General features: G+C 57.8%; 19 protein-coding genes. 11 read left to right on the top strand and 8 right to left on the bottom strand.

Translation table 11 applies throughout. The features are described from left to right. Positions 1 to 7 precede the first annotated feature (7 nt). Complete coding sequence (locus tag BM352_RS02505; protein ID WP_090212102.1) at positions 8 to 295, bottom strand: YggT family protein; 288 nt, start codon at positions 293 to 295, stop codon at positions 8 to 10. A gap of 126 nt (positions 296 to 421) precedes the next feature. Between BM352_RS02505 and BM352_RS02500 the strand changes: the two genes are divergently transcribed. The 4 genes from BM352_RS02500 (at position 422) to BM352_RS02485 (ending at position 4,169) form a co-directional block, all read left to right on the top strand. Further along, positions 422 to 949: an acyl-CoA thioesterase gene (locus BM352_RS02500; protein WP_090212098.1), complete on the top strand. Its 528-nt coding sequence runs from the start codon at positions 422 to 424 to the stop codon at positions 947 to 949. Positions 950 to 1,051: 102 nt separating this feature from the next. Continuing rightward, entirely contained in the window at positions 1,052 to 2,455 is a 1,404-nt protein-coding gene (locus BM352_RS02495; protein ID WP_090212095.1) for an MFS transporter, read from the top strand. A gap of 26 nt (positions 2,456 to 2,481) precedes the next feature. After that, positions 2,482 to 3,312, top strand: a complete 831-nt coding sequence (gene mepA, locus BM352_RS02490) for a penicillin-insensitive murein endopeptidase (RefSeq protein WP_245781024.1) — start codon at positions 2,482 to 2,484, stop codon at positions 3,310 to 3,312. After that, a complete protein-coding gene (locus BM352_RS02485) occupies positions 3,285 to 4,169 on the top strand; it encodes an esterase-like activity of phytase family protein (RefSeq protein WP_090212091.1) in 885 nt (294 codons plus the stop codon). The genes mepA and BM352_RS02485 overlap by 28 nt, the downstream gene beginning before the upstream one ends. Here BM352_RS02485 and BM352_RS02480 read toward each other — a convergent pair. Next, a complete protein-coding gene (locus BM352_RS02480) occupies positions 4,166 to 4,558 on the bottom strand; it encodes a GFA family protein (protein ID WP_090212088.1) in 393 nt (130 codons plus the stop codon). The two genes, BM352_RS02485 and BM352_RS02480, sit on opposite strands and share 4 nt — an antisense overlap. Positions 4,559 to 4,599: 41 nt before the next feature. After that, positions 4,600 to 5,403 (bottom strand): LOG family protein, encoded by an 804-nt coding sequence (locus BM352_RS02475; protein ID WP_090212085.1) that lies wholly within the window; start codon positions 5,401 to 5,403, stop codon positions 4,600 to 4,602. Positions 5,404 to 5,491: 88 nt separating this feature from the next. Between BM352_RS02475 and dapD the strand changes: the two genes are divergently transcribed. After that, on the top strand, positions 5,492 to 6,319 hold the full coding sequence (dapD, locus tag BM352_RS02470; protein WP_090212083.1) for a 2,3,4,5-tetrahydropyridine-2,6-dicarboxylate N-succinyltransferase: 828 nt from the start codon (positions 5,492 to 5,494) through the stop codon (positions 6,317 to 6,319). Positions 6,320 to 6,334: 15 nt separating this feature from the next. On the opposite strand, the gene BM352_RS02465 is transcribed toward dapD, so the two are convergent. Beyond that, entirely contained in the window at positions 6,335 to 7,381 is a 1,047-nt protein-coding gene (locus tag BM352_RS02465) for a transporter substrate-binding domain-containing protein (protein ID WP_090212081.1), read from the bottom strand. Positions 7,382 to 7,499: 118 nt separating this feature from the next. Here BM352_RS02465 and BM352_RS02460 point away from each other — a divergent pair, with 118 nt between their 5' ends. Continuing rightward, positions 7,500 to 7,832 carry a hypothetical protein gene (locus tag BM352_RS02460; RefSeq protein ID WP_090212078.1) on the top strand — a complete coding sequence of 111 codons (333 nt, stop codon included), beginning with the start codon at positions 7,500 to 7,502 and terminating at the stop codon, positions 7,830 to 7,832. On the opposite strand, the gene BM352_RS02455 is transcribed toward BM352_RS02460, so the two are convergent. Both BM352_RS02455 and BM352_RS02450 read right to left on the bottom strand, forming a co-directional pair. Next, on the bottom strand, positions 7,829 to 8,476 hold the full coding sequence (locus BM352_RS02455) for a Hint domain-containing protein (RefSeq protein ID WP_090212076.1): 648 nt from the start codon (positions 8,474 to 8,476) through the stop codon (positions 7,829 to 7,831). The two genes, BM352_RS02460 and BM352_RS02455, sit on opposite strands and share 4 nt — an antisense overlap. Positions 8,477 to 8,611: 135 nt before the next feature. Next, on the bottom strand, positions 8,612 to 10,192 hold the full coding sequence (locus tag BM352_RS02450; RefSeq protein WP_090212073.1) for a Hint domain-containing protein: 1,581 nt from the start codon (positions 10,190 to 10,192) through the stop codon (positions 8,612 to 8,614). Between the two features lie 298 nt (positions 10,193 to 10,490). On the opposite strand from BM352_RS02450, the gene dapE reads away from it, so the two are divergent. The 4 genes from dapE (at position 10,491) to BM352_RS02430 (ending at position 15,912) form a co-directional block, all read left to right on the top strand. Then, positions 10,491 to 11,639 (top strand): succinyl-diaminopimelate desuccinylase, encoded by a 1,149-nt coding sequence (gene dapE, locus BM352_RS02445; RefSeq protein ID WP_090212070.1) that lies wholly within the window; start codon positions 10,491 to 10,493, stop codon positions 11,637 to 11,639. Continuing rightward, positions 11,632 to 12,204: a TIGR04282 family arsenosugar biosynthesis glycosyltransferase gene (locus BM352_RS02440; protein ID WP_090212067.1), complete on the top strand. Its 573-nt coding sequence runs from the start codon at positions 11,632 to 11,634 to the stop codon at positions 12,202 to 12,204. Before dapE ends, BM352_RS02440 begins: the two co-directional genes overlap by 8 nt. 44 nt (positions 12,205 to 12,248) lie before the next feature. Then, positions 12,249 to 14,492, top strand: coding sequence for a ribonuclease R (gene rnr, locus BM352_RS02435; RefSeq protein WP_090212065.1), 2,244 nt, complete (start codon positions 12,249 to 12,251; stop codon positions 14,490 to 14,492). A 64-nt stretch (positions 14,493 to 14,556) separates the two neighbouring features. Continuing rightward, positions 14,557 to 15,912: a lytic murein transglycosylase gene (locus tag BM352_RS02430; RefSeq protein ID WP_090212063.1), complete on the top strand. Its 1,356-nt coding sequence runs from the start codon at positions 14,557 to 14,559 to the stop codon at positions 15,910 to 15,912. Positions 15,913 to 15,936: 24 nt separating this feature from the next. Here the strand turns inward: BM352_RS02430 and tcuB are convergent, their stop codons facing one another. Both tcuB and tcuA read right to left on the bottom strand, forming a co-directional pair. Beyond that, the gene (gene tcuB / locus BM352_RS02425) at positions 15,937 to 16,995 is read right to left on the bottom strand and encodes a tricarballylate utilization 4Fe-4S protein TcuB (RefSeq protein WP_090212061.1); all 1,059 of its coding nucleotides are present in this window, start codon (positions 16,993 to 16,995) and stop codon (positions 15,937 to 15,939) included. After that, entirely contained in the window at positions 16,985 to 18,367 is a 1,383-nt protein-coding gene (gene tcuA / locus BM352_RS02420; RefSeq protein WP_090212058.1) for an FAD-dependent tricarballylate dehydrogenase TcuA, read from the bottom strand. Before tcuA ends, tcuB begins: the two co-directional genes overlap by 11 nt. 82 nt (positions 18,368 to 18,449) lie before the next feature. On the opposite strand from tcuA, the gene BM352_RS02415 reads away from it, so the two are divergent. After that, the gene (locus BM352_RS02415) at positions 18,450 to 19,352 is read left to right on the top strand and encodes a LysR family transcriptional regulator (protein WP_090212053.1); all 903 of its coding nucleotides are present in this window, start codon (positions 18,450 to 18,452) and stop codon (positions 19,350 to 19,352) included. The last annotated feature ends 49 nt before the right edge of the window (positions 19,353 to 19,401 follow it).

Raw genomic sequence — 19,401 nt, 5'->3', positions numbered from 1 at the left:
GGCTGGCCTACATAAAAAGCGCCGCGTTGTTGGTCAGGATGATCTGCAACGCGTAGATGCCCAGGAGCGCTACGACGGGGCTTAGGTCAATGCCGCCCATTTGCGGCAACAAGCGGCGGATTGGGCCGTAGATCGGCTCCAGCAGCCGGTTCAAGCCGTCCCAGATTTGTGCGACCAGAGGTTGCCGCATGTTCAGAACCCCGAAGCTGATCAACCAACTCATGACAAAGTGAATTAGGATCACGGTGCGGGCTACCCCGAGGATCATCATTAGTATTTGAAACAAGCTTGTCATTTGGGATCTCCGGTGCGGGTTGATGCCTAGGTAAGCGTCACTCCCCTTGCGTGCAAGACGTGACGCGATGTCTTGGTTGACGCGGCGCGGCAATCGGGCATGTGTCGGCACAGTTAAGGAGCCGCCGTGTACCCGATTTTACGTCTGATCTATCAGTTTTTTCGTCACCGCAATGACCCGGATTTGGGGCCATTGGATACCCATGTTTCGCATCACATTTGCTGGCCTTGGGACTTGGACCTGTGGCTTGAGCTAAACAACGGCCGGACCCTGACCCTGTACGATATGGGGCGGTTGCCGTTGGCCAAGCGGGTCGGGTTGATCCCTGCGCTGAAGAAACATCGTTGGGGCCTTACCATGGCGGGCGCTACAGTAAGGTATCGCAGGCGTGTCCGCATGTTTGACCGGATCGAGATGCGGTCGCGCGCAGTGTGTTGGGATGACAAGTTTTTGTATCTGGAACAATCTATGCGCGTCAAAGGTGAGGCCACATCACATATCCTCTATCGCTCGGCCATTACGTCGAAGACTGGTATTGTGCCGCCATCTCAGGTGATGTCCGCGCTATCCTTAGAGACGGAGCCACCACAGATTCCTGACTGGGTCAAAGCTTGGACAGAGGCAGAGTCCATGCGGCCATGGCCACCATTATAGCCGAAAACTGACGTTTACGTCACTTCGTCTGGGTAAGTTATTCCTTGCCTCAGGGGGGTAGAAGGCCCTAGGTCAAAGGGTCTGTGCTGGGATTTTAACGATATGACGACCTCTGCCAAGAAGCGTATTTGGGGATGGTTTATGTTCGACTGGGCCTCCCAGCCGTACAATACCCTGTTGCTGACGTTCATTTTCGGCCCATATTTTGCCGAGGTCGTGACGGCCAAGTACGTCACTAGCGGTATGGATGTGGAGCTTGCCAAAGCAAGCGCACAAAGCGTCTGGGGCTGGGTTCTCACCATATCTGGCTTGATGATCGCCTTCTCGGCCCCTGTGCTGGGCGCTGTGGCAGATAGCACCGGACGCAGGCTCCCCTATATCTGGGTCTTCTCCGTCCTTTACGTGATCGGCGCGGCAGGGACTTGGTATGCCGACCCTAACGGTTTCAGCCTAACACTCGTTATGGGGCTGTTTATCGTTGGGCTTGTCGGCATGGAATTTGCGACGATTTTCACCAATGCAATGCTGCCGGAGCTCGGTACACGTGAAGAGATTGGCCGCATCTCCGGTTCTGGTTGGGCGATGGGCTATTGGGGTGGCTTGCTGGCGTTGGTCTTCGCGCTGCTGTTCTTGGCCGAAAACAATGAGGGCCGCACGCTGATCGGCATATCGCCTTTGGGTGGCTTGGATTCGACCTCCCGAGAAGGAACCCGCTTCGTTGGCGTGTTCTCCGCCCTTTGGTTCATTGTTTTTATGGTGCCGTTTTTCATCTGGGTTCGGGATCCAAAGGACCGCCCGGCGCGCACCAAGGGTGTGATTGCGGCGGGGCTTCGCAGCTTGGGCCGCACCATTCGCAAACTGCCACGAACGCCAAGCCTCGCGAATTATCTCGCCTCGTCGATGCTGTATCGTGACGCGTTGAATGGGATGTATACGTTCGGCGGCATTTATGCTGTTGGTGTGCTGGGCTGGAGCGTCGTTGATGTCGGCGTGTTCGGAATTCTGGCCGTCATTGGCGGGGCAATCGCAGCTTATCTTGGCGGGCGCGCGGACAGCCGCTTTGGCCCCAAGCCGGTAATCTTGGTATCGATCATTGCCCTTATCATCGCAGCCGTTTCGATTGTGATGATCACACCTACGTCTATCTACGGCGTCGCAGTTTCGGGAGAAGGCCTTGTTGGCGGCCGCACCGCATCTGACATCGCGTTTTATTTGGCGGGCATCCTTGTCGGGGCTGCAGGTGGCACGATTCAATCGGCATCACGCACCATGATGGTTCGTCAGGCAAACCCAAATCGCATGACAGAAGCGTTCGGGCTGTACGCTTTGGCGGGTAAGGCCACATCATTCCTTGCCCCGGGCTTGATCGCGTTGACGACAACGCTGTCAGGATCCCAGAGAATTGGTGTAACTCCGCTGATCGGCCTCTTCCTTTTGGGGCTGGTCCTGTTACTCTGGGTAAAACCAGACGGAGAGGACGACGCATTATGGGAATCCGACATCTGATAGGTGTTGCAATTGCGGTGGTCTGTATGGCCGGGACCGCCAGCGCGGAGAAGCTCGCCAAGCAGTATTTCGGGGGCAAACGCGACGGCTCCAACCAAAAAGCTGCGGCTTACGGATCCTACGCTAAGGGCTGTGCTGCGGGTTTGGTGCAGTTGCCTGAAACGGGGCCGACATGGCAATCCATGCGCTTGTCTCGCAATCGAAATTGGGGCCATCCAGAGCTAATCGATTTTAGCAAAGACCTGAGCCGTTTTGCTGTAAAGCAAGGCTGGAAGGGGCTTTACTTTGGTGACTTTTCCCAGCCGCGTGGCGGGCCAATGCTGACGGGGCATCGTAGCCACCAGCTTGGTCTGGATGCGGATATCTGGATGAATCCTGTGGGCAGCGTGAACCTGAACAGGAAACAGCGCGAGAATATCTCGGCCATTTCTATGCGCCGCGCCAACGGGGCTTTTGTGAATGACAAATGGACCCGCGCGCATCATGAAATCCTGAAAGCCGCCGCGAGCGATCGACGCGTGGCGCGGATTTTTGTCTTCCCTGGTGCCAAGGTTCAGATGTGTAAGGACGAAAAGGGGCGCACAAAGAAGCAACGCGCTTGGCTTCGCAAGATCCGCCCATGGTGGGGACACCACTATCATTTTCATGTGCGACTGAACTGCCCGAAAGGGTCGCCTGGTTGTGTGAACCAAGACCCGCCACCGGCTGGTGACGGCTGCGCAGATGCTCAGCAATGGGTGAACAACATCCTGAACCCCCCGCCACCGCCAAAGAACCCGCCTAAGGTCAAGCCGCGTCGGGAACTGGTGCTAGCTGATTTGCCAAAAGCATGCGTTGGCGTTCTGAACTCCAAATAGCCCTTGTTGCCCTCGGGCTTTCTGCAGGGATTGCATGCGCGCAATCTCTGGAGTTTGTCAGCCGGTACACTTGGAAAAGTGCTGTCGAGGACTTTGGCGGGTTCTCGTCACTTGAGCTTAGCCGCAATGGCGAGAGCTTCACGACGACGACCGACAAAGGGCTGATTGCCGAAGGGCGGATCGTGCGGGATGGTGGTCGCATCCGCGGATTGGATAATTTGCGGTTCGGTCGCATCCTCAATCCGCAAGGTGTGCCGTGGCGCAGCTATCGCACGGATGCAGAAGGATTGGCGATTTCGCCGACCGGAACGATCTACATTTCATTTGAAGGCACGCATCGGGTCGTGGCCTACGATAGTCCTAGGTCGGCTGGGCGGCCCCTGCCTGATATGCCGTGGCGCGGCTCGCTCCAGAGCAACTCGTCGATCGAAGCGTTGGCGATAGATGCCGCTGGCGTGCTGTATACCTTGCCCGAACGGTCTGGCGATCTGAATCGGCCGTTCCCTGTGTTTCGCTACCGCAATGGGCGCTGGGACAAGACGTTAAGCATCGCGCGACGGGATGGTTTTCTGCCCGTGGGTGCGGATTTCGGTCCCGACGGCAGGCTGTACCTTTTGGAGCGCGAGTTGAAGGGGTTGAATGGCTTTGCAACGCGCGTGCGCAGTTTTGCGCTAAGTCGCAATAGCCTGACGGACGAGCGGGAGCTTTTGCGCACGGCAGGCGGAACCCATGACAATCTGGAGGGGATAGCGGTCTGGTCCACACCCGAAGGTGTGATCCGCATTACCATGATATCTGATGATAACTTCCGATTCTTTCAGCGCACGGAGATCGTCGATTACCGGCTGGTGAACTAGGGTTCTTGCCGACTGCTCGTGGTTCGGTCTCGCTCGTATCGCGCCGCTAACGGGAAAGGTGGCAGCCAACTTTCACGGCGGATTGTCCATAGCTCGTAAGTTGGGGATAGCTGGTTGGACTCATCAAGCGCTCCCAGATGCACTTCGGTCTCGTCCCCGCTTTGCGAGAAGACGGACGACCCGCAGCGGGGACAAAAATGCCGATCCTCATAGCTGGATGTCACACCTTCGATCTTCACCGACTCCTGTTGGAATACTGCCGAGGCGTGGAACAAAGCTCCATGATGTTTGCGGCAGTCAAGGCAGTGGCACAGGCCAACCCGATAGGGCGATCCTGCCGCGACAAACCGGATGTTTCCGCACATGCATCCGCCGGTGAACTCGTCCATACAACGCTCCCCCTCAGGTGAACTTCGACATTTGGCCCGCTTCAAGAATGGTTGTCGATAATCGCAATGGCCTCTTCTGCGGTCTCAACAAAATGGAATAGCTCCAGATCTTCCGCCGCGATGGTGCCTGCGTCCGACAGGGCTTCCCAGTTGATGATCGAGCGCCAGAACTCCTCGCCGAACAGCACGAACGGCACGCGTTGCATGCGGCCTGTCTGGATCAGGGTCAGCGCTTCAAAGGTTTCATCCAGGGTGCCGAAACCGCCGGGGAATACCGTGATGGCGCTGGCGCGCATCAGGAAGTGCATTTTGCGAATGGCGAAGTAGTGAAAGTTAAAACACAACTCTGGCGTGACATACTCGTTCGGGGCCTGTTCGTGCGGCAACACGATGTTTAGACCTACAGACCGCCCGCCCGCGTCTAGCGCACCACGGCTACCTGCTTCCATGACGCCGGGGCCGCCGCCGGTGCAGATCACGTTGTGATTGCCGTCGGAGCGTTCGGTTATCAGCCGTGCGAATTTTCGGGCCTCTTCATAGTATTTGGACAATTCGGCCAGCGTTTCGGTGCGGGCGGTGTGCTTTTTGGCAGGCTCGGGGATGCGCGCGCCACCGAACAGAACGACGGTCGAGACGATACCTGCCTCGTCCATCATCAGTTGCGGCTTCAGCAATTCCAGCTGCAAGCGCACGGGGCGCAATTCTTCGCGGCACATGAAGTCATTGTCGGTAAAGGCCAGTTGGTAGGCAGGGGACCGCGTCTGCGGGGTGTCGGGGATCTGTTTGACCTCCTCCATGTCCTGACGGGAGTGGCGCATAGGGTGCCTGCGGTGGTCGTCTTTCATAATGTCTGCCTCTTCATTGCGCGGATGCGTCGTTTCGGTCTATAGGCGTTCAAGTTTTGAAACCAGACACGATTCAAGGAACCCTACCATGTCCAACGCTCAGCTAGAGACTGCTATCGAGGCCGCATGGGAGGCCCGCGACACCATTACGCCATCGACCACGGGTGAAACACGCGACGCGATCGAAGACACACTGAACGCTCTGGACAGCGGTAAGTTGCGGGTTGCCGAGAAGCAGGATGACGGCTCATGGCACGTGAACCAGTGGGCCAAGAAGGCGGTGCTTCTGGGCTTCCGCATCAAGGATATGGAACAGCAAGACGGTGGCCCGCAGGGTGCGGGCTGGTGGGACAAGGTTGATTCCAAGTTCAAAGGCTGGGGCGACAATCAGTGGAAAGCAGCGGGTTTCCGTGCGGTGCCTAACTGTATCGTCCGCAAGTCTGCGTTCATCGCGCCTGGCGTGGTGTTAATGCCGTCCTTCGTGAATCTGGGCGCCTATGTTGACGAAGGCACAATGGTCGACACTTGGGCCACGGTTGGGTCCTGCGCCCAGATCGGGAAGAACGTCCACCTGTCCGGCGGCGTCGGCATCGGCGGCGTTCTGGAGCCAATGCAGGCTGGCCCGACCATCATTGAAGACAACTGCTTCATTGGGGCGCGCTCCGAGGTGGTAGAAGGCTGCATTGTGCGCGAGGGCTCCGTTCTGGGCATGGGTGTGTTTATCGGCCAGTCGACCAAGATCGTCGATCGCGAAACTGGCGAAGTGATGTATGGCGAAGTGCCGCCCTACTCGGTGGTGGTTGCGGGCTCCATGCCGTCGAAGAACGGCGTGAACCTGTATTGCGCGGTGATCGTGAAGCGCGTGGACGAACGCACGCGCTCCAAGACCGGTATCAACGAGTTGCTGCGCGACTAAGAGCCTGCGGCGCGCCTAGCGCGCCGAGCCAAACCATTTAGCGCGAAGACTGTCATACGAACCGTCTTCGCGTATTTTCAATAGGCTTTGATCGATCTGCTCGCGCAATGGGCTGCCTGTGGGCAATGCCATTGCGTAGTTTTCTGGTTTGAAAGTGCGATCCAGCAGACGCGCTTCGCCGCGCCCTTTGTTCGCAGCGTAATAGGCAAGAATAGGTTTGTCGAACACGACGGCGTCCAATGCGCCTTCGCCGAAAAGGTTGAACAGTTCGTCGAGATCCTGAAGGCCGATGTATTGAAGGTCGCGTGATCTGAGGAAGACGCTGGCTGTGGAGCCTTCGACGGTTCCGATACGCTTCCCTTCAAGATCAGCAAGGGAATCGATGCTGTTTTGCAAGGCGTCCACGGTCATGGCAGCAGTGATCTTTGCTACGAAGATCGACACGAAAAACAGCGAACCGATGACCAGCAGGACGGCAAAGAAGCGGCCGGGGCGTGAGTTGGGCATCCGCTCCTCAAACCCGCCATTCACCACGAGGTTTAGCGCCCACCAGAATGCCGGAAACATGGCGTCGCGTGCGGGCCGATTGAAATACTCGGATCGCCCTCGCTCAAAAACCCACATGAGCATGCCACCGCCGAATAGCAACGCTGCGGCTGCTAGCATCGCGTAGGCAATATCGCGCGTCACGAGCACGGCAATGACAGAGCTGCTGCTTTCTTCAAACGGGACCATGATCTGCAAGCCGCTGTCGAAGATCGGCTGGGTGAAGTCCATTTGGGCCTCACGCTCTGCAGTAACCGAGATATTCGCGATGGCTCCATCCACGGCGCCACTGGAAACGAGCTCCAACATCTGCGCGAAGGTGTCGACGGTTCGGAATTCAAACTCCAGCGCAAGTTGTTCGGCAACCATCTGCCACAGATCAACGGAGAAGCCCGTGATCTTCTCTCCTTCAATCATGGCGAAGGGCGCACGGTTTACTGTTGCGATGGTAAGCGTGTCTTGGGCACGAGAAGATACTGGTAACAACAAGAGCAAAAGGGTCAGAATCAATCTCATCGTCAGAGGCCTTTACTGGAGGTTTGGCTAAATGACCTAGCAGCGCCTTTAAATGCAAGTGGCTTGACAGCGCAGGGCGATTAGGAGAACCGAGGGCAAAAGGGTAAGAGGGCGCGTCATGGCCAAGGAAAAGTCTAAACATCAGGTCTACACGCTGCTTCTGGAGGTTGGCCGGAAAGACGGCGACGGTCTGCCTGAGGACGCGTCGGGTGCTGCGTTGATGTGTTACGCCAGTGGCGTCGACGAGGCCGAAGCGGTGCGCGAGACGGTCGCGTTGATGAAGCAGGCCGGTTTGGCACCGCTTGATGTGACCGGCTACGGCTCTTTGAATGACCGTTTGGCTGAGGGTCATGATATCGACGAAGAAGAGCGCGCGCTCATGCAGCGTGCGCTTGATGAAAACTCCGTCGTGGTGGCGCAAACCACCGCGTTTTACGAAGGTGATGACTAGTTGCTGAAACCGCTGCGGTGCTCTGTCGCGAAGCAACGGGCTTCTTCATCGCTTAGGACGCGGCCCTGAGTAGCCCCGTCTTTGTAAAGCGCTGACACCGCGCAACGCCCGATCGCCATCGGCGCGGGCGTATCAAGTTGCAGCTGGTACATTTTATCCGAAGACCGCGTTTCGAAATGCCCGACCTTGCGACCATCATTGAGAGACCAGACAGGCACGATGACGGTTTCTTCGCCGAAGAGATATTCAGCGGTGTCAGATGTCACGACGATCTTCTGCTCTGGCGCAAGAACGACGTCATGGTCGAGACCGAAGTAAGGCGCGCGAAGCAAGAAGGCATTGCGGGGGGCGTCTGTTTGCAGCACATGGCGAACCTTTGCCTCGCGGCCCATGGCGTCGAGGACGACGTCGCCGATTGACAGTTCATCGATCCGACGCGGGCCGGAAGGCGTGGCGACGCGAGTGCTCGCCATCATGCCCGTGTTCGCGGGGGCTTCTGGCAGATCATTGATATTCGAGAATACCGGATCACGATCGGTGGTCCGTGCAGCAGGCCCATTGGCCCGCAGCGCGACTATTTCGACCTGTTCTTCCTGACCTATCAGGGCTTTTCGCCCGCTCATTGTTACTGCTATTTTTTTCATTACCTACTACCCCACACTCGGCCACACGGACCTTTGGATAGAAATGGAGTAGAAGGCATCCGCGCCAAAAGCGTGGAAAGTGCGTGATCATTCCGTGGAAATCCCAAGGCATTGTTGCCATATTTGGGGTTAATCCTAAGCAGCATAGCCCTGCGACAGCAAAAGCTGCGCCTCGTAACCTTTCAGCGCGGTCCGCGCTGCTGCCCCGTAGCCAAAACCAGTCATGGGATCAATTTCGGGGAAAATGGTGCATATTTCGTTCACTGTCTCCAGCGTAAAGCTTTGCATTGATTGCGGGCCGGGCAGAAAGCTCTCGGTTGCCAGTCGTTCAGAGTAGACGACCTGATGCGTGTCAAACAGGATGTGGACGTATGTGACTTCCGCGCGAGAAGTATCGCGTCGCACGGTCTGATCGTTTACCAGATCCTTTGCTGTGACCAGCACCTCTTTGCTTCCAAAAAGAATTTCGGCCATTTCGTCAGTGATTAGGATGCGGTGCTGTGGGGAGACGGACAAAGTGTCATGGTCGCCGAAAGCGCCTGCCTCGATACGGATCGGAGCCAAAGCTCCGGTGGCGTCGACCGCGCGGGACCCGATCCAGCGGACAGGCTGCGGGCCGTCATCTTTGGTGATCACCAGATCGCCTGGTTCCAAGGTCTCGACCGGCTGCGGGCCTGACGGGGTTTGCACCAATGTCCCAGCAACGAAACAAGGGATTGTGTTGACCGTGACAAAGGCCGTATCGGACACGCCAGCGCTGTTCTCAGTGGTATAGGTGAAGCTGATCTCTTCGATATCGGCGTCGTTCACATAGCCGAACGTGCCATCGGCATTCAAAGTGACTTGGGCACCGGTTGCCAATGTTACGGTGCTGCCCACGGAGACGGCCTGACTGTTGATGTGGGTAATCGTGAGCGTGCCGCCACTGCCCTCAACATCGTTGCCCAGAACGTCCAATGTCGGGGTGCCGTTTTGGACCACATCGAACGTGTCATCATAGGCCAGCACGTCACTTTGGATCGACCCGCCAGCGATGAGAAGGTTGCTGTCGTAGTTACTATCGCCCACATCGGCGATGCCAATGCGGATAGAATTCACCACACCGGGATTGACGTTCAGCGTTAGGGTAAGCGTGACAGTGAAGCCGTCCATCTCGGTGTTGTAATCGTCGGTGGTGTTGTCTTGGTAGAGGTTGACGTTGTTGGTGGCGTTCACGTTGCCGATGTCCGACACCCCGTCCCCCACTGCAATGGTCACAGGCGCGCCGTTGACCCAAACGCCCACGAGATCGTTATAGATGGAGTTCACATATTCCGGGTATTCCTCGGAGGAGTAGATGAACTGCAACGACAGTGTGTCCCCATCAGGGATGAAGTCCACGGTCAGGATCGACGCGTCGTAGGTGTTGGTGCCTGCAAGCGCATTGAATTGCGCGTCGTTGTTGGTGCCGGGTGTGTTGGTAGAGTTGTTCGTGCTTTGGTTGGCTTGCCCATTGGAATTCGTGAAATCTCTGGCGCGTCCTGTGGACAGGATCACGCCGGTGTCGCCCGGAGTGGCATTAGGGGAAATGGCGTCCCCGTTTGAATATATGCCAGACGACTGGGACCACCCAGTATAGGAGGCGCCGACCACGGTTGAGCCGTTGCCGAAAATTTCGTTGGCCATCTGCACCGCAGACGCGCCTTCATTGATCGGAAGTTCCGATGCTGCGACCATTACTGCCTCCGTCCCCGGAGATCAGGCGAGCGAACACCTTCGAAGGGAAACTGATCCTTCGTGCAAAATTGAAACTCGGTAATCTCAACGCTCGGACGATCCTATTGCGGATCGCGTACCCTGCCTCGGGCTTAATATTATTAAATCTTTGTTAACGCGGGGATCTCCTTTCGGGGAAGGATTTTCTTGTGATTGCCATAAATTCTTCTGGATTTGGTCACAGTTTCAAATGCTGTGTTGCGATTGCGCCGCACCTACGCTGCAGGATAGAAGGGTCAGAGATAGCTTGGAGAGCGACATGACCCAACCCATTGATCCCGTTGACCTTACCGCGCAGCTTGTGCGCTGTGCCTCTGTTACCCCGGAGGAAGGTGGTGCGTTGGGCGTCTTGGCCCAGCTCCTTGAAAGCGCTGGTTTCGACTGCTTTCGCGCCGACCGTGGCGAGGTGTCGAACCTTTTTGCGCGCTGGGGGGACAAGGGCCATCCCCGCAGCTTTGGGTTCAACGGGCACACGGATGTTGTCCCTGTGGGAGATGCGGCCGCGTGGACGGTGGATCCGTTCGGGGCAGAGATCAAAGACGGCTACCTTTATGGACGCGGTTCGACAGATATGAAGTCAGGTGTTGCCGCATTCGCTGCCGCCGCTGTGGACTTCGTGCGTGACACCCCGCCGGATGGCGCGATCATTTTGGCGATTACGGGTGACGAAGAGGGTATAGCCGTCGACGGAACGATCGCGTTGCTGGACTGGATGAAAGCAAATGACGAAGCCATGAGCGCCTGCTTGGTTGGCGAGCCGACTTGCCCCAACGAAATGGGAGAGATGATGAAAATCGGGCGCCGTGGATCGATGACCGCCTATTTCACCGTTAAGGGCGTGCAGGGCCATTCGGCCTATCCGCACCGCGCGCTGAACCCTGTGCCAGTGATGGCGCGACTTATGGATCGGTTGGCGTCCCATGTTCTGGATGAAGGGACGGAGCATTTCGATGCGTCCACATTGGCTGTCACTACGATCGACACAGGGAACACCGCCAATAACGTTATTCCCGCAGAGTGCCGCGCGACGGTGAATATCCGTTTCAATGACGACCACAGCTCGGGAAGTTTGACTGCTTGGCTTCGTGGTGAGGCGGACAAGATAGCGACTGAAAGTGGCGCGACTGTGGAGATGACCACGCAAGTGTCCGGCGAAAGTTTCCTGACCCCGCCGGGAGAATTGTCGACGATGGTGGCGAAAAGCGTTGAGACGGTGACAGGCGTGGTGCCAGAAATGTCCACCTCTGGCGGAACGTCGGACGCGCGCTTCGTAAAGGATCATTGCCCAGTGGTGGAGTTCGGGCTTGTGGGCAAAACCATGCACCAAGTGGATGAACGCGTGATGGTGGATCAAGTGCACCAACTCAAAGGCATCTATACTCGCATATTGCAGGATTACTTTGCGTAAAACCCTCGTCGTCATGGTTAAGGAACCGCATCCGGGGCGCGTAAAAACGCGGCTTGGTCGTCACTTGGGCATGGTCGGGGCCGCGTGGTGGTTCCGCCACCAGACGACGCGGCTGTTGCGACGCTTGCGGGATCCGCGCTGGGATTTGGTTCTGGCAGTCTCTCCGGATGCGGAAGGGTTGGCATCACGAGTTTGGCCTGCCGATTTGCCGCGTTGGGCACAGGGGCGTGGTGATCTTGGCGACCGGATGGGGGCGGCCTTCGATGCTATGCCGTGCGGACCGGTGTGTATCATTGGTGCAGATATTCCTGGTGTAACACGGGCGCGGATCGCAGAGGCTTTCGCAGCATTGGGGCGCAATGACGTGGTGTTTGGCCCCGCACCTGATGGAGGCTACTGGCTGGTTGGCCTGAAACGGATGCGGCGCCAGGCGAGGCTGTTTAACGGCGTTCGATGGTCGACTGAACACGCGTTGGCGGATAGCGTGGCCTCGCTTGGTGACGCGCGGGTTGGCTATGTCGCGACATTAAAAGACGTGGACACAGTTGCGGACTTACCCAGATGAAACGAAACCATGACCTTCCTTGACGGGCATGATAGGCGATGAGCATGAAAAACCTTCCCACCAAAGCCGACATCCTGTCCTTCATCGAGGACAACCCGACCAAGACGAACAAGCGTGACATCGCCAAAGCCTTCGGGATCAAGGGTGCCGCGCGGATCGATCTGAAGCGGATGCTCAAGGAACTGCAGGCCGAAGGGCATCTGGAAAAGCGTCGCAAAACCTATCGTGAAGATGGAGCTTTGCCGCCGGTATCCGTGTGTCGTGTGACAGGCATAGATGCGGATGGAGACCTGTTCTTAGAGCCCGTGGAAGCCGGCGATACCCCGCCGCGCGTGCTGTTCATCGCCAAGGATGGCGATCCGGCATTGGCCAAGGGTGACCGCGTCCTGTGCCGTCTGACCACAGTATCGGGCGAAGATTACGCTTATGAGGCGCGGTTGATCCGGCGCATCGGCACCGGGCCTGCGAAGATTTTGGGCATCTACCGCAAAGGCGCGGAAGGTGGGCGGGTTACGCCAATCGACAAGGGCGACGACAAGGAATGGCGCGTGCCACCGGGCGCTGTGTCAGGAGCGCTAGACGGCGAATTGGTCGAAGCGGAGCAGACCGGCCCGAAGTCTCGTATGGGGCTACCGCAGGCTCGCATCGTGTCGCGTTTGGGTGATCCCAACGGGCCGCGCGCGGTGTCGCTTATTGCGATCCACCAGCACGGGATACCTGATGAATTCCCTGACGATGTGGTTCTGGAGGCGGAAGCCGCCAAGCCAGTGAAACTGGGAAAGCGTGAAGATCTGCGAGAACTGCCGCTGATCACCATCGATCCCAGCGATGCGCGGGACCATGATGATGCGTGCTATGCCCATGCCGACGACGACCCCAAGAACAAGGGCGGGCATGTGGTCTGGGTCGCGATTGCGGATGTCGCGCATTACGTGACGCCTGGTTCCAAGCTGGACATCGAGGCGCGCAAACGGGGCAATTCGACCTATTTCCCCGACCGAGTCGTGCCAATGCTGCCAGAGGCGTTATCGGGTGACTTGTGCTCTTTGCATGAAGGGGTTGAACGCGCCTGCATAGCTGTGCGCATGGTTCTGGATTCCGAGGGGCACAAGCTGTCACACCGGTTTACGCGCGGGCTGATGCGATCCCCCGCCGCGCTGAACTACGAAGAGGTTCAGGCGGGCCAAGATGGCGAACCAAATGACAAGGTTGCGCCTCTGATGGAGGACGTGATCACGCCGCTATATGCTGCCTACGAGGCGCTCAAGACGGCGCGTACGCGGCGACAACCTCTGGAGCTGGACCTGCCAGAGCGGCGCATTGCAATGGACGAGCACGGCAAGGTTATTTCGGTTGCGTTCCGTGACCGTCTGGATGCCCATAAACTGATCGAAGAGTTCATGGTGCTGGCCAACGTTTGCGCTGCAGAAGAGCTAAAGGCCCGCAATACGCCACTGCTTTACCGTGTCCATGAAGAACCCTCGCCCGAGAAACTGGATTCGTTGCGCGAGATCGTGCAGGCCAGCGGGCTGACATTGGCCAAGGGTCAGGTGCTCCAAACGCGTCACCTGAACCAATTGTTGGCGCAGGCGGCGGGAACGGATCAGGCAGAGCTGATCAACATTTCCGCGTTGCGGTCGATGACGCAGGCGTATTATGGCCCTCAAAACTTCGGGCATTTCGGGCTGGCGCTGCGCGACTACGCACATTTCACGTCGCCCATCCGTCGCTACGCGGATTTGATCGTGCACCGTGCGCTGATCTCGGCTCACCAGTGGGGCGATGACGGGCTAGTTGACGATGATCTGAAGCAGACTGGCGAGCATATCTCGATGACCGAGCGGCGCTCTATGGTCGCCGAACGCGACACGACGGACCGCTATCTAGCCGCGTTTCTGGCTGACCGGGTCGGCACCGAAATGGAAGGGCGCGTTAGCGGAATCGCGAAGTTCGGGATGTTTGTGAAACTAGACGGCTCCGGCGCGGACGGGTTGATTCCGATTGGCACCCTTGGTCGGGAATATTTCGCCTATGACCGTGATGCGCAGACCCTGCGTGGCGAAAAATCCGGCGTTGTGATCGGGCTTGGTGCGCGGGTTTTGGTGCGTTTGGCCGAGGCTACGCCAATCACCGGCGGATTGGTGCTGGAGTTGCTTGAACTGGACGGAAAGGCGCTGCCGCAGACGGGCGGGCGAGGTCGAGGCGGGCCGACCAAAGGTCGTAAGACGGGCAAATATGCCGCCAAGAATGCGAAGCTGAAGAAGAAGCTGAAGCGCAAACGGGGTTAGCTTTCCTCGGGCCAAAATTCTCGGTAGACTGGTTCCAAATCGAGAACACGAGCAGGTGTCCAATATGAGAATTTTAGGTGCGGTGACGGCCACAATGTGCATGGCGCATGGGGCTTTGGCCGACGTTTCGAAGCGTCCGATATTGCGACCGACCTTCGAGGCACAGGCGATACAGGCGGCACTGATCATTCCGCCGACCACCTCGCCGTTGGCGGTAGAGCAATCTTTGCGCCCGCGCTTGCGCGATATGGTGCGAGAGGCAGCGCCTGCCGAACCTGCGCCGGTTGATTTGGTGGCGTCCAATGCTCGTTTCCAGTCTTGGATCAAAAGCTTCAGGCCACGCGCTATTTCCAAGGGCATTTCGGGTGCCACCTTTGATCGTGCCTTTCAAGGCGTTCGCTACGATGCGGACGTGATCAAGCGGGACCGCAACCAGTCGGAGTTCACCAAGACGCTTTGGGACTATCTCGACAGCGCGGCAAGTGACACGCGGATCGCCAATGGCAAGGCGGCGGTGTCCAAGCACCGCGCGACACTGGACCGGATCGAGGCGCGGTATGGCGTAGACAAGGAAGTTGTTGCAGCGATCTGGGGGTTGGAGAGCGCTTACGGGACGTTCCGTGGTTCCAAGGATTTGGTCGGCTCGCTTGCGACGCTGGCTTTTGACACCCGTCGCAGCGCGTTTTTTGAGGGGCAGTTAATCGCGGCGTTGAAGATTTTGGATGCCGGTGATGTCGCCCCTCGTAAGATGACCGGCTCTTGGGCGGGTGCGATGGGCCACACGCAATTCATTCCGACGTCATACCTAGACTACGCCGTGGACTTCACCGGTGATGGCAAGCGTGACATCTGGGGCGATGACCCGACGGATGCACTGGCCTCAACCGCGAATTATCTGGCCAAGTTCGGCTGGGTGAAGGGGCAGCCTTGGGGCGTTGAAGTGACCGTGCCAAAGGGGTTCGACTATTCGCTCGCTAACCGGAAGATTCTGAAATCGCCTTCCGACTGGGGCGCGATGGGGATCAAAGGTTTGAATGGCCAGAGTGTCCCCAATCAGGGTCAAGCCTCGATCCTGCTTCCGGCGGGGGCCAAAGGTGCTGCTTTCATGATCTTCAAAAACTTTTCGGTGATCGAGCGGTATAACACCGCCGATGCCTATGTGATTGGGGTAGGTCATCTGTCCGATCGCTTGAAAGGCGGACCTGCTATCCAGTCTGGCTGGCCACGTGGCGATCGCGCGTTGAAGTTCGCCGAGCGAAAAGAGATGCAACGCCTTCTGACCGCAAAGGGTTTCGATACCAAGAAGATCGATGGCAAAATCGGGCCGCTGACGATTGAAGCGGTCAGAGGTTTCCAACGCTCCGTCGGTTTGGTGCCGGATGGATACGCCAGCTTGGATATTCTCAAAAGGCTGCGGTGAGACGCAGCATCTCGCGAACGGCTGCTAGGAGCGCTGAGCATTCCGAATGAGGGCCGCTAGCCGATAAAAACCGTGGGCCATTTTGGTGAACGGGGTCAGCAGGAAGAAGCTTAGGACGGCCCCAAGATGCACCGCCAAAAGGACTGGCATCGCGGGTGACCCCCCCAGAAGGTAAAGCACAAGGCCGCTGACGCCGACAAACCCAAGCAGCGCGATAAAGCCGAAGTCGCCGTTCCACGCGCCTGCGTCGCCCAGCTCACGGTCTGAGCGTAGCTTCAACGCCGCCATCCATCCACACCCTAGCGTCAAAAGGATGCCGCCGGGGACGCCTAATAGCTTTGGCACCGACCAAAGCGGGTAGGGTGCAGGCATATCCAGGATGTAGTGCAACAGGGTTCCTGATGCCGTGGACGCAAAGCATAGCAGAAAGCCATACATAATCGCTTGATGGGCGTAGCGACGCGAATGGGTAAAGCGGTCTTCCTCCTCAAAGTTGCAGCCGTCGCCATGACCTGCGGCGAGGTCTTTCATCTTGGCCACGTCGCCCAAGGCGGCTGTTATGTGGCGCAACCGGATCGCTGTGCCGCCCACAGATTGCCAAAAGCGCCGCAAGCTGACTGCCAAGCTGGAGAGAGGGAAAATAAAGGCAGGCAGGAAGATCGCGACCATGGCGTTATGGGAGAGCGCTGCGTAAAAGCCGTCACCGCCTGCGGACCCGATTGCCCGAATGGCAAGGAAGAGCAAAGCAAAGCCCAGAACGGACGCCAACGCGATAGCGCCTCCATGAGTGTGAAACTTGCGAGCGACCGGTTGTGGCCAAGCAAAGGACTCCCAGCTATCGCGCCGAACTTCGGCCAGCGCCTTGGGCAGGTTCAGATCGAACTCGTGTGGCGCAGTGTATTGACAGGCGTAGTAGCACCCACGGCAGTTGTGGCAAAGATTGGCCAGCTGGGTGATGTCTCCATCGGCAAAAGCGCGTTCACGGTGCAATGCGGGGAAGACCGAGCAGTAGCCTTCGCAATAGCGGCAGGCATTGCAGATTTCGGCCTGCCGGCGGGCTTCTTGAAGCAGATCAATTTGCATAAGCGGCGGCCTCCCGACCTGCGATGCGACCAAAAACGGTGCCGATGGTCATGCCAAATCCAGCAAGATAGCCTTGGCCCAAGATGGAGCCTGCCATCGTCTCGCCGGCGGCCCAAAGGTTTTGGATCGGGCCAGTCTCGGTGCTGCACTGCGCATTCTCGTCAACCCTGAGGCCGAGATAGGTGAAGGTCACGCCCGTGCGCAGGGAATAGCCGTAGAACGGCGGCTGCGTAATCGGGCGAGCCCAGTTTGTTTTCGGTGGGGTCAGGCCAGTTGTTGCAACGCCGTCCAATTCTGTCGGGTGGAACCCCGACGTGTCGCCGCAGGCCTCATTGAACTGGTTTACGGTCGCGCGCAGCTTGTCTGCGGGAAGGGCCATTTTTTCTGCCAACCCATCAAGCGTGTCTGACTTCAAGGGCGGGAAGACGGATGGCATGAATAAATCCAGTGACTTGGCATCAATGATGACATAGCCAATCTGGTCTGGTTGAGCCGCGACCAGCCGCCCCCAAATTGCATAACGTTTTGGCCAGACGTCTTCGCCCTCGTCGTAGAAGCGATCTGCATTTTTGTTGACGACGATGGAAAACGGCACGCAGTCCAAGCGGGTGACGATCCCCCCGTCATATTTTGGCGCCCGCCCGTCAATCGCAACAGCATGGCATTGATCAGCATCGCCGACGGAGTGTACTCCTTGTTCAAGAAGATCTGCCAGAACGACGCCACGGTTGTATGGGGTGCCGCGGATCAGGAAGTTTCGCGCAGATGGCCCCCAGGCGCGGGTCAGCCAGTCGATGTCTGCCTGAAATCCGCCGGAGGCTACAATAACTGCCTTCGGTTCAATGCTGTGTTTGCTGCCCTCATGGCTGTAATCGACGCGGGTGATCCGATCGCTTTCAAGCTCCAGATGGGTGACGGCAGCCTCATAGAGCACGTCCACGCCCAAGCGCTCTGCGGTGCGGTAATAGGCATTCACAAGCCCTTTGCCGCCCCCCATGAAGAACGCGTTTGTACGGGCCAGCGACAAAGTCCCCGACAGGGGTGGCTGAAAGCGAACGCCGTGGGATTGCATCCACGGAAGACATTCTTCGGATGTGCGTATCGCCAGACGGGCCAGCGCCTCATCGGTTTTGCCATCCGTGACCTTGAGCAGGTCGGCCATGTATTCGTCTTCGCTGTAGTCGTCGACCAGCGGCCCCAATGGACCGGAGTGCATGCACCGGAAGTTGCGCGTATGGCGCGAGTTGCCACCGCGATATGGCTTTGGGGCGGCCTCTAGGATGACAACTTTTGCGCCAGCTTCCGCGGCGGTCATCGCGGCGCAGAGTGCGGCGTTCCCGCCGCCGATTATTGCGATGTCGTATTTTGTCATGATGGACCGGTCCCTTACTACCATCTGTTTACGTCGGTCGGTTTAATTTGACCAATGACGGTTTTGGCGCAATTAATGCGATATGCGCATTAATTATGATTTTGGCGATCTCGAAGCGTTTCTCGCTGTTAAGGAAACAGGGTCATTCCACGCGGCTGCGCAGCGTTTGAATCTGTCCCAGTCCGCCGTAACGCGGCGTGTCCAGAAGCTTGAAGATGCTTTGGACAGCCAACTGTTCGAGCGCACAACGCGCAGCCTCAAACCCACGCTTGCAGCGAAGCGATTGCAGGCACGGGCCGAAGCTATCCTAGAAGATGCTCAAGAGACAACTCGTGCGATGCGGGATGAAAGCGTTGCATTTTCTCATCAGCGCGGCACGGTGATCACGCTTGCTACGATCGCAACTGTGGTCACGCCCCTGCTGACTCCGGCGATCCAGGCGCTAAGTCGCAGAGGGCAAAACCCCCGCATCCGTATTCTTGACGGCGCCGCGAACGAAGTCGCTGAGGCAGTCGTTTCGGGTGAGGCAGATTTTGGTCTTTGCTCAATTCCGATGCTGGAGCCCCTGACAGAGTTTGTGCCGCTTCTTGATGATCGGATCGTGCTTGCCGTTCCCAAGGCCCATTCGATTGCAAAGCGCAGTACCGTACGCTTGGATGATCTTGGGGATACTCCCTTGATACTGCCACGGCGTGGCACCGGAAACCGCCTGTTGATTGACGAGGCAATTGCACGCGCGCGCACACCGTTAAGTTGGACCTACGAGGTTGGCAGATCGACAACTGCACTGGAACTGGTCGCGCAGGGATTGGGCATTGCGTTGGTGCCGCGCTCAGCCGTCAGCGCGGCAAATGTCGCCACTTGCACCTTGGAGGCCCCAGACATCGTTCGCTCTATTGGAATGCTAACCCGCTTGGGCCAAAGCGATGCACCACCGGTCGCCGCACTAAAATCTGCCCTTCGTAAGGTGGCCTCGCATGTGTGAAGGATGCGCAAACTATGTCGCTTGACGAGAGCGGCCGTAGCAGCGTGAC

Origin of the sequence: Litoreibacter janthinus, from assembly GCF_900111945.1 — a bacterium.
Classification (GTDB): domain Bacteria; phylum Pseudomonadota; class Alphaproteobacteria; order Rhodobacterales; family Rhodobacteraceae; genus Litoreibacter; species Litoreibacter janthinus.
The sequence above is the reverse complement of the archived record's forward strand: the minus strand, read 5'-3'. Positions and strand labels throughout refer to the sequence as shown.

What these genes read in the sequence shown, in the direction of transcription:
- BM352_RS02505 (WP_090212102.1), bottom strand. Translation starts at nt 295, where the DNA reads ATGACAAGCTTGTTTCAAATACTAATGATGATCCTCGGGGTAGCCCGC.
- BM352_RS02495 (WP_090212095.1), top strand. Translation starts at nt 1,052, where the DNA reads ATGACGACCTCTGCCAAGAAGCGTATTTGGGGATGGTTTATGTTCGAC.
- mepA (WP_245781024.1), top strand. Translation starts at nt 2,482, where the DNA reads ATGGCCGGGACCGCCAGCGCGGAGAAGCTCGCCAAGCAGTATTTCGGG.
- BM352_RS02485 (WP_090212091.1), top strand. Translation starts at nt 3,285, where the DNA reads ATGCGTTGGCGTTCTGAACTCCAAATAGCCCTTGTTGCCCTCGGGCTT.
- BM352_RS02480 (WP_090212088.1), bottom strand. Translation starts at nt 4,558, where the DNA reads ATGGACGAGTTCACCGGCGGATGCATGTGCGGAAACATCCGGTTTGTC.
- BM352_RS02475 (WP_090212085.1), bottom strand. Translation starts at nt 5,403, where the DNA reads ATGAAAGACGACCACCGCAGGCACCCTATGCGCCACTCCCGTCAGGAC.
- dapD (WP_090212083.1), top strand. Translation starts at nt 5,492, where the DNA reads ATGTCCAACGCTCAGCTAGAGACTGCTATCGAGGCCGCATGGGAGGCC.
- BM352_RS02465 (WP_090212081.1), bottom strand. Translation starts at nt 7,381, where the DNA reads ATGAGATTGATTCTGACCCTTTTGCTCTTGTTGTTACCAGTATCTTCT.
- BM352_RS02460 (WP_090212078.1), top strand. Translation starts at nt 7,500, where the DNA reads ATGGCCAAGGAAAAGTCTAAACATCAGGTCTACACGCTGCTTCTGGAG.
- BM352_RS02455 (WP_090212076.1), bottom strand. Translation starts at nt 8,476, where the DNA reads ATGAAAAAAATAGCAGTAACAATGAGCGGGCGAAAAGCCCTGATAGGT.
- BM352_RS02450 (WP_090212073.1), bottom strand. Translation starts at nt 10,192, where the DNA reads ATGGTCGCAGCATCGGAACTTCCGATCAATGAAGGCGCGTCTGCGGTG.
- dapE (WP_090212070.1), top strand. Translation starts at nt 10,491, where the DNA reads ATGACCCAACCCATTGATCCCGTTGACCTTACCGCGCAGCTTGTGCGC.
- rnr (WP_090212065.1), top strand. Translation starts at nt 12,249, where the DNA reads ATGAAAAACCTTCCCACCAAAGCCGACATCCTGTCCTTCATCGAGGAC.
- BM352_RS02430 (WP_090212063.1), top strand. Translation starts at nt 14,557, where the DNA reads ATGAGAATTTTAGGTGCGGTGACGGCCACAATGTGCATGGCGCATGGG.
- tcuB (WP_090212061.1), bottom strand. Translation starts at nt 16,995, where the DNA reads ATGCAAATTGATCTGCTTCAAGAAGCCCGCCGGCAGGCCGAAATCTGC.
- tcuA (WP_090212058.1), bottom strand. Translation starts at nt 18,367, where the DNA reads ATGACAAAATACGACATCGCAATAATCGGCGGCGGGAACGCCGCACTC.
- BM352_RS02415 (WP_090212053.1), top strand. Translation starts at nt 18,450, where the DNA reads ATGCGCATTAATTATGATTTTGGCGATCTCGAAGCGTTTCTCGCTGTT.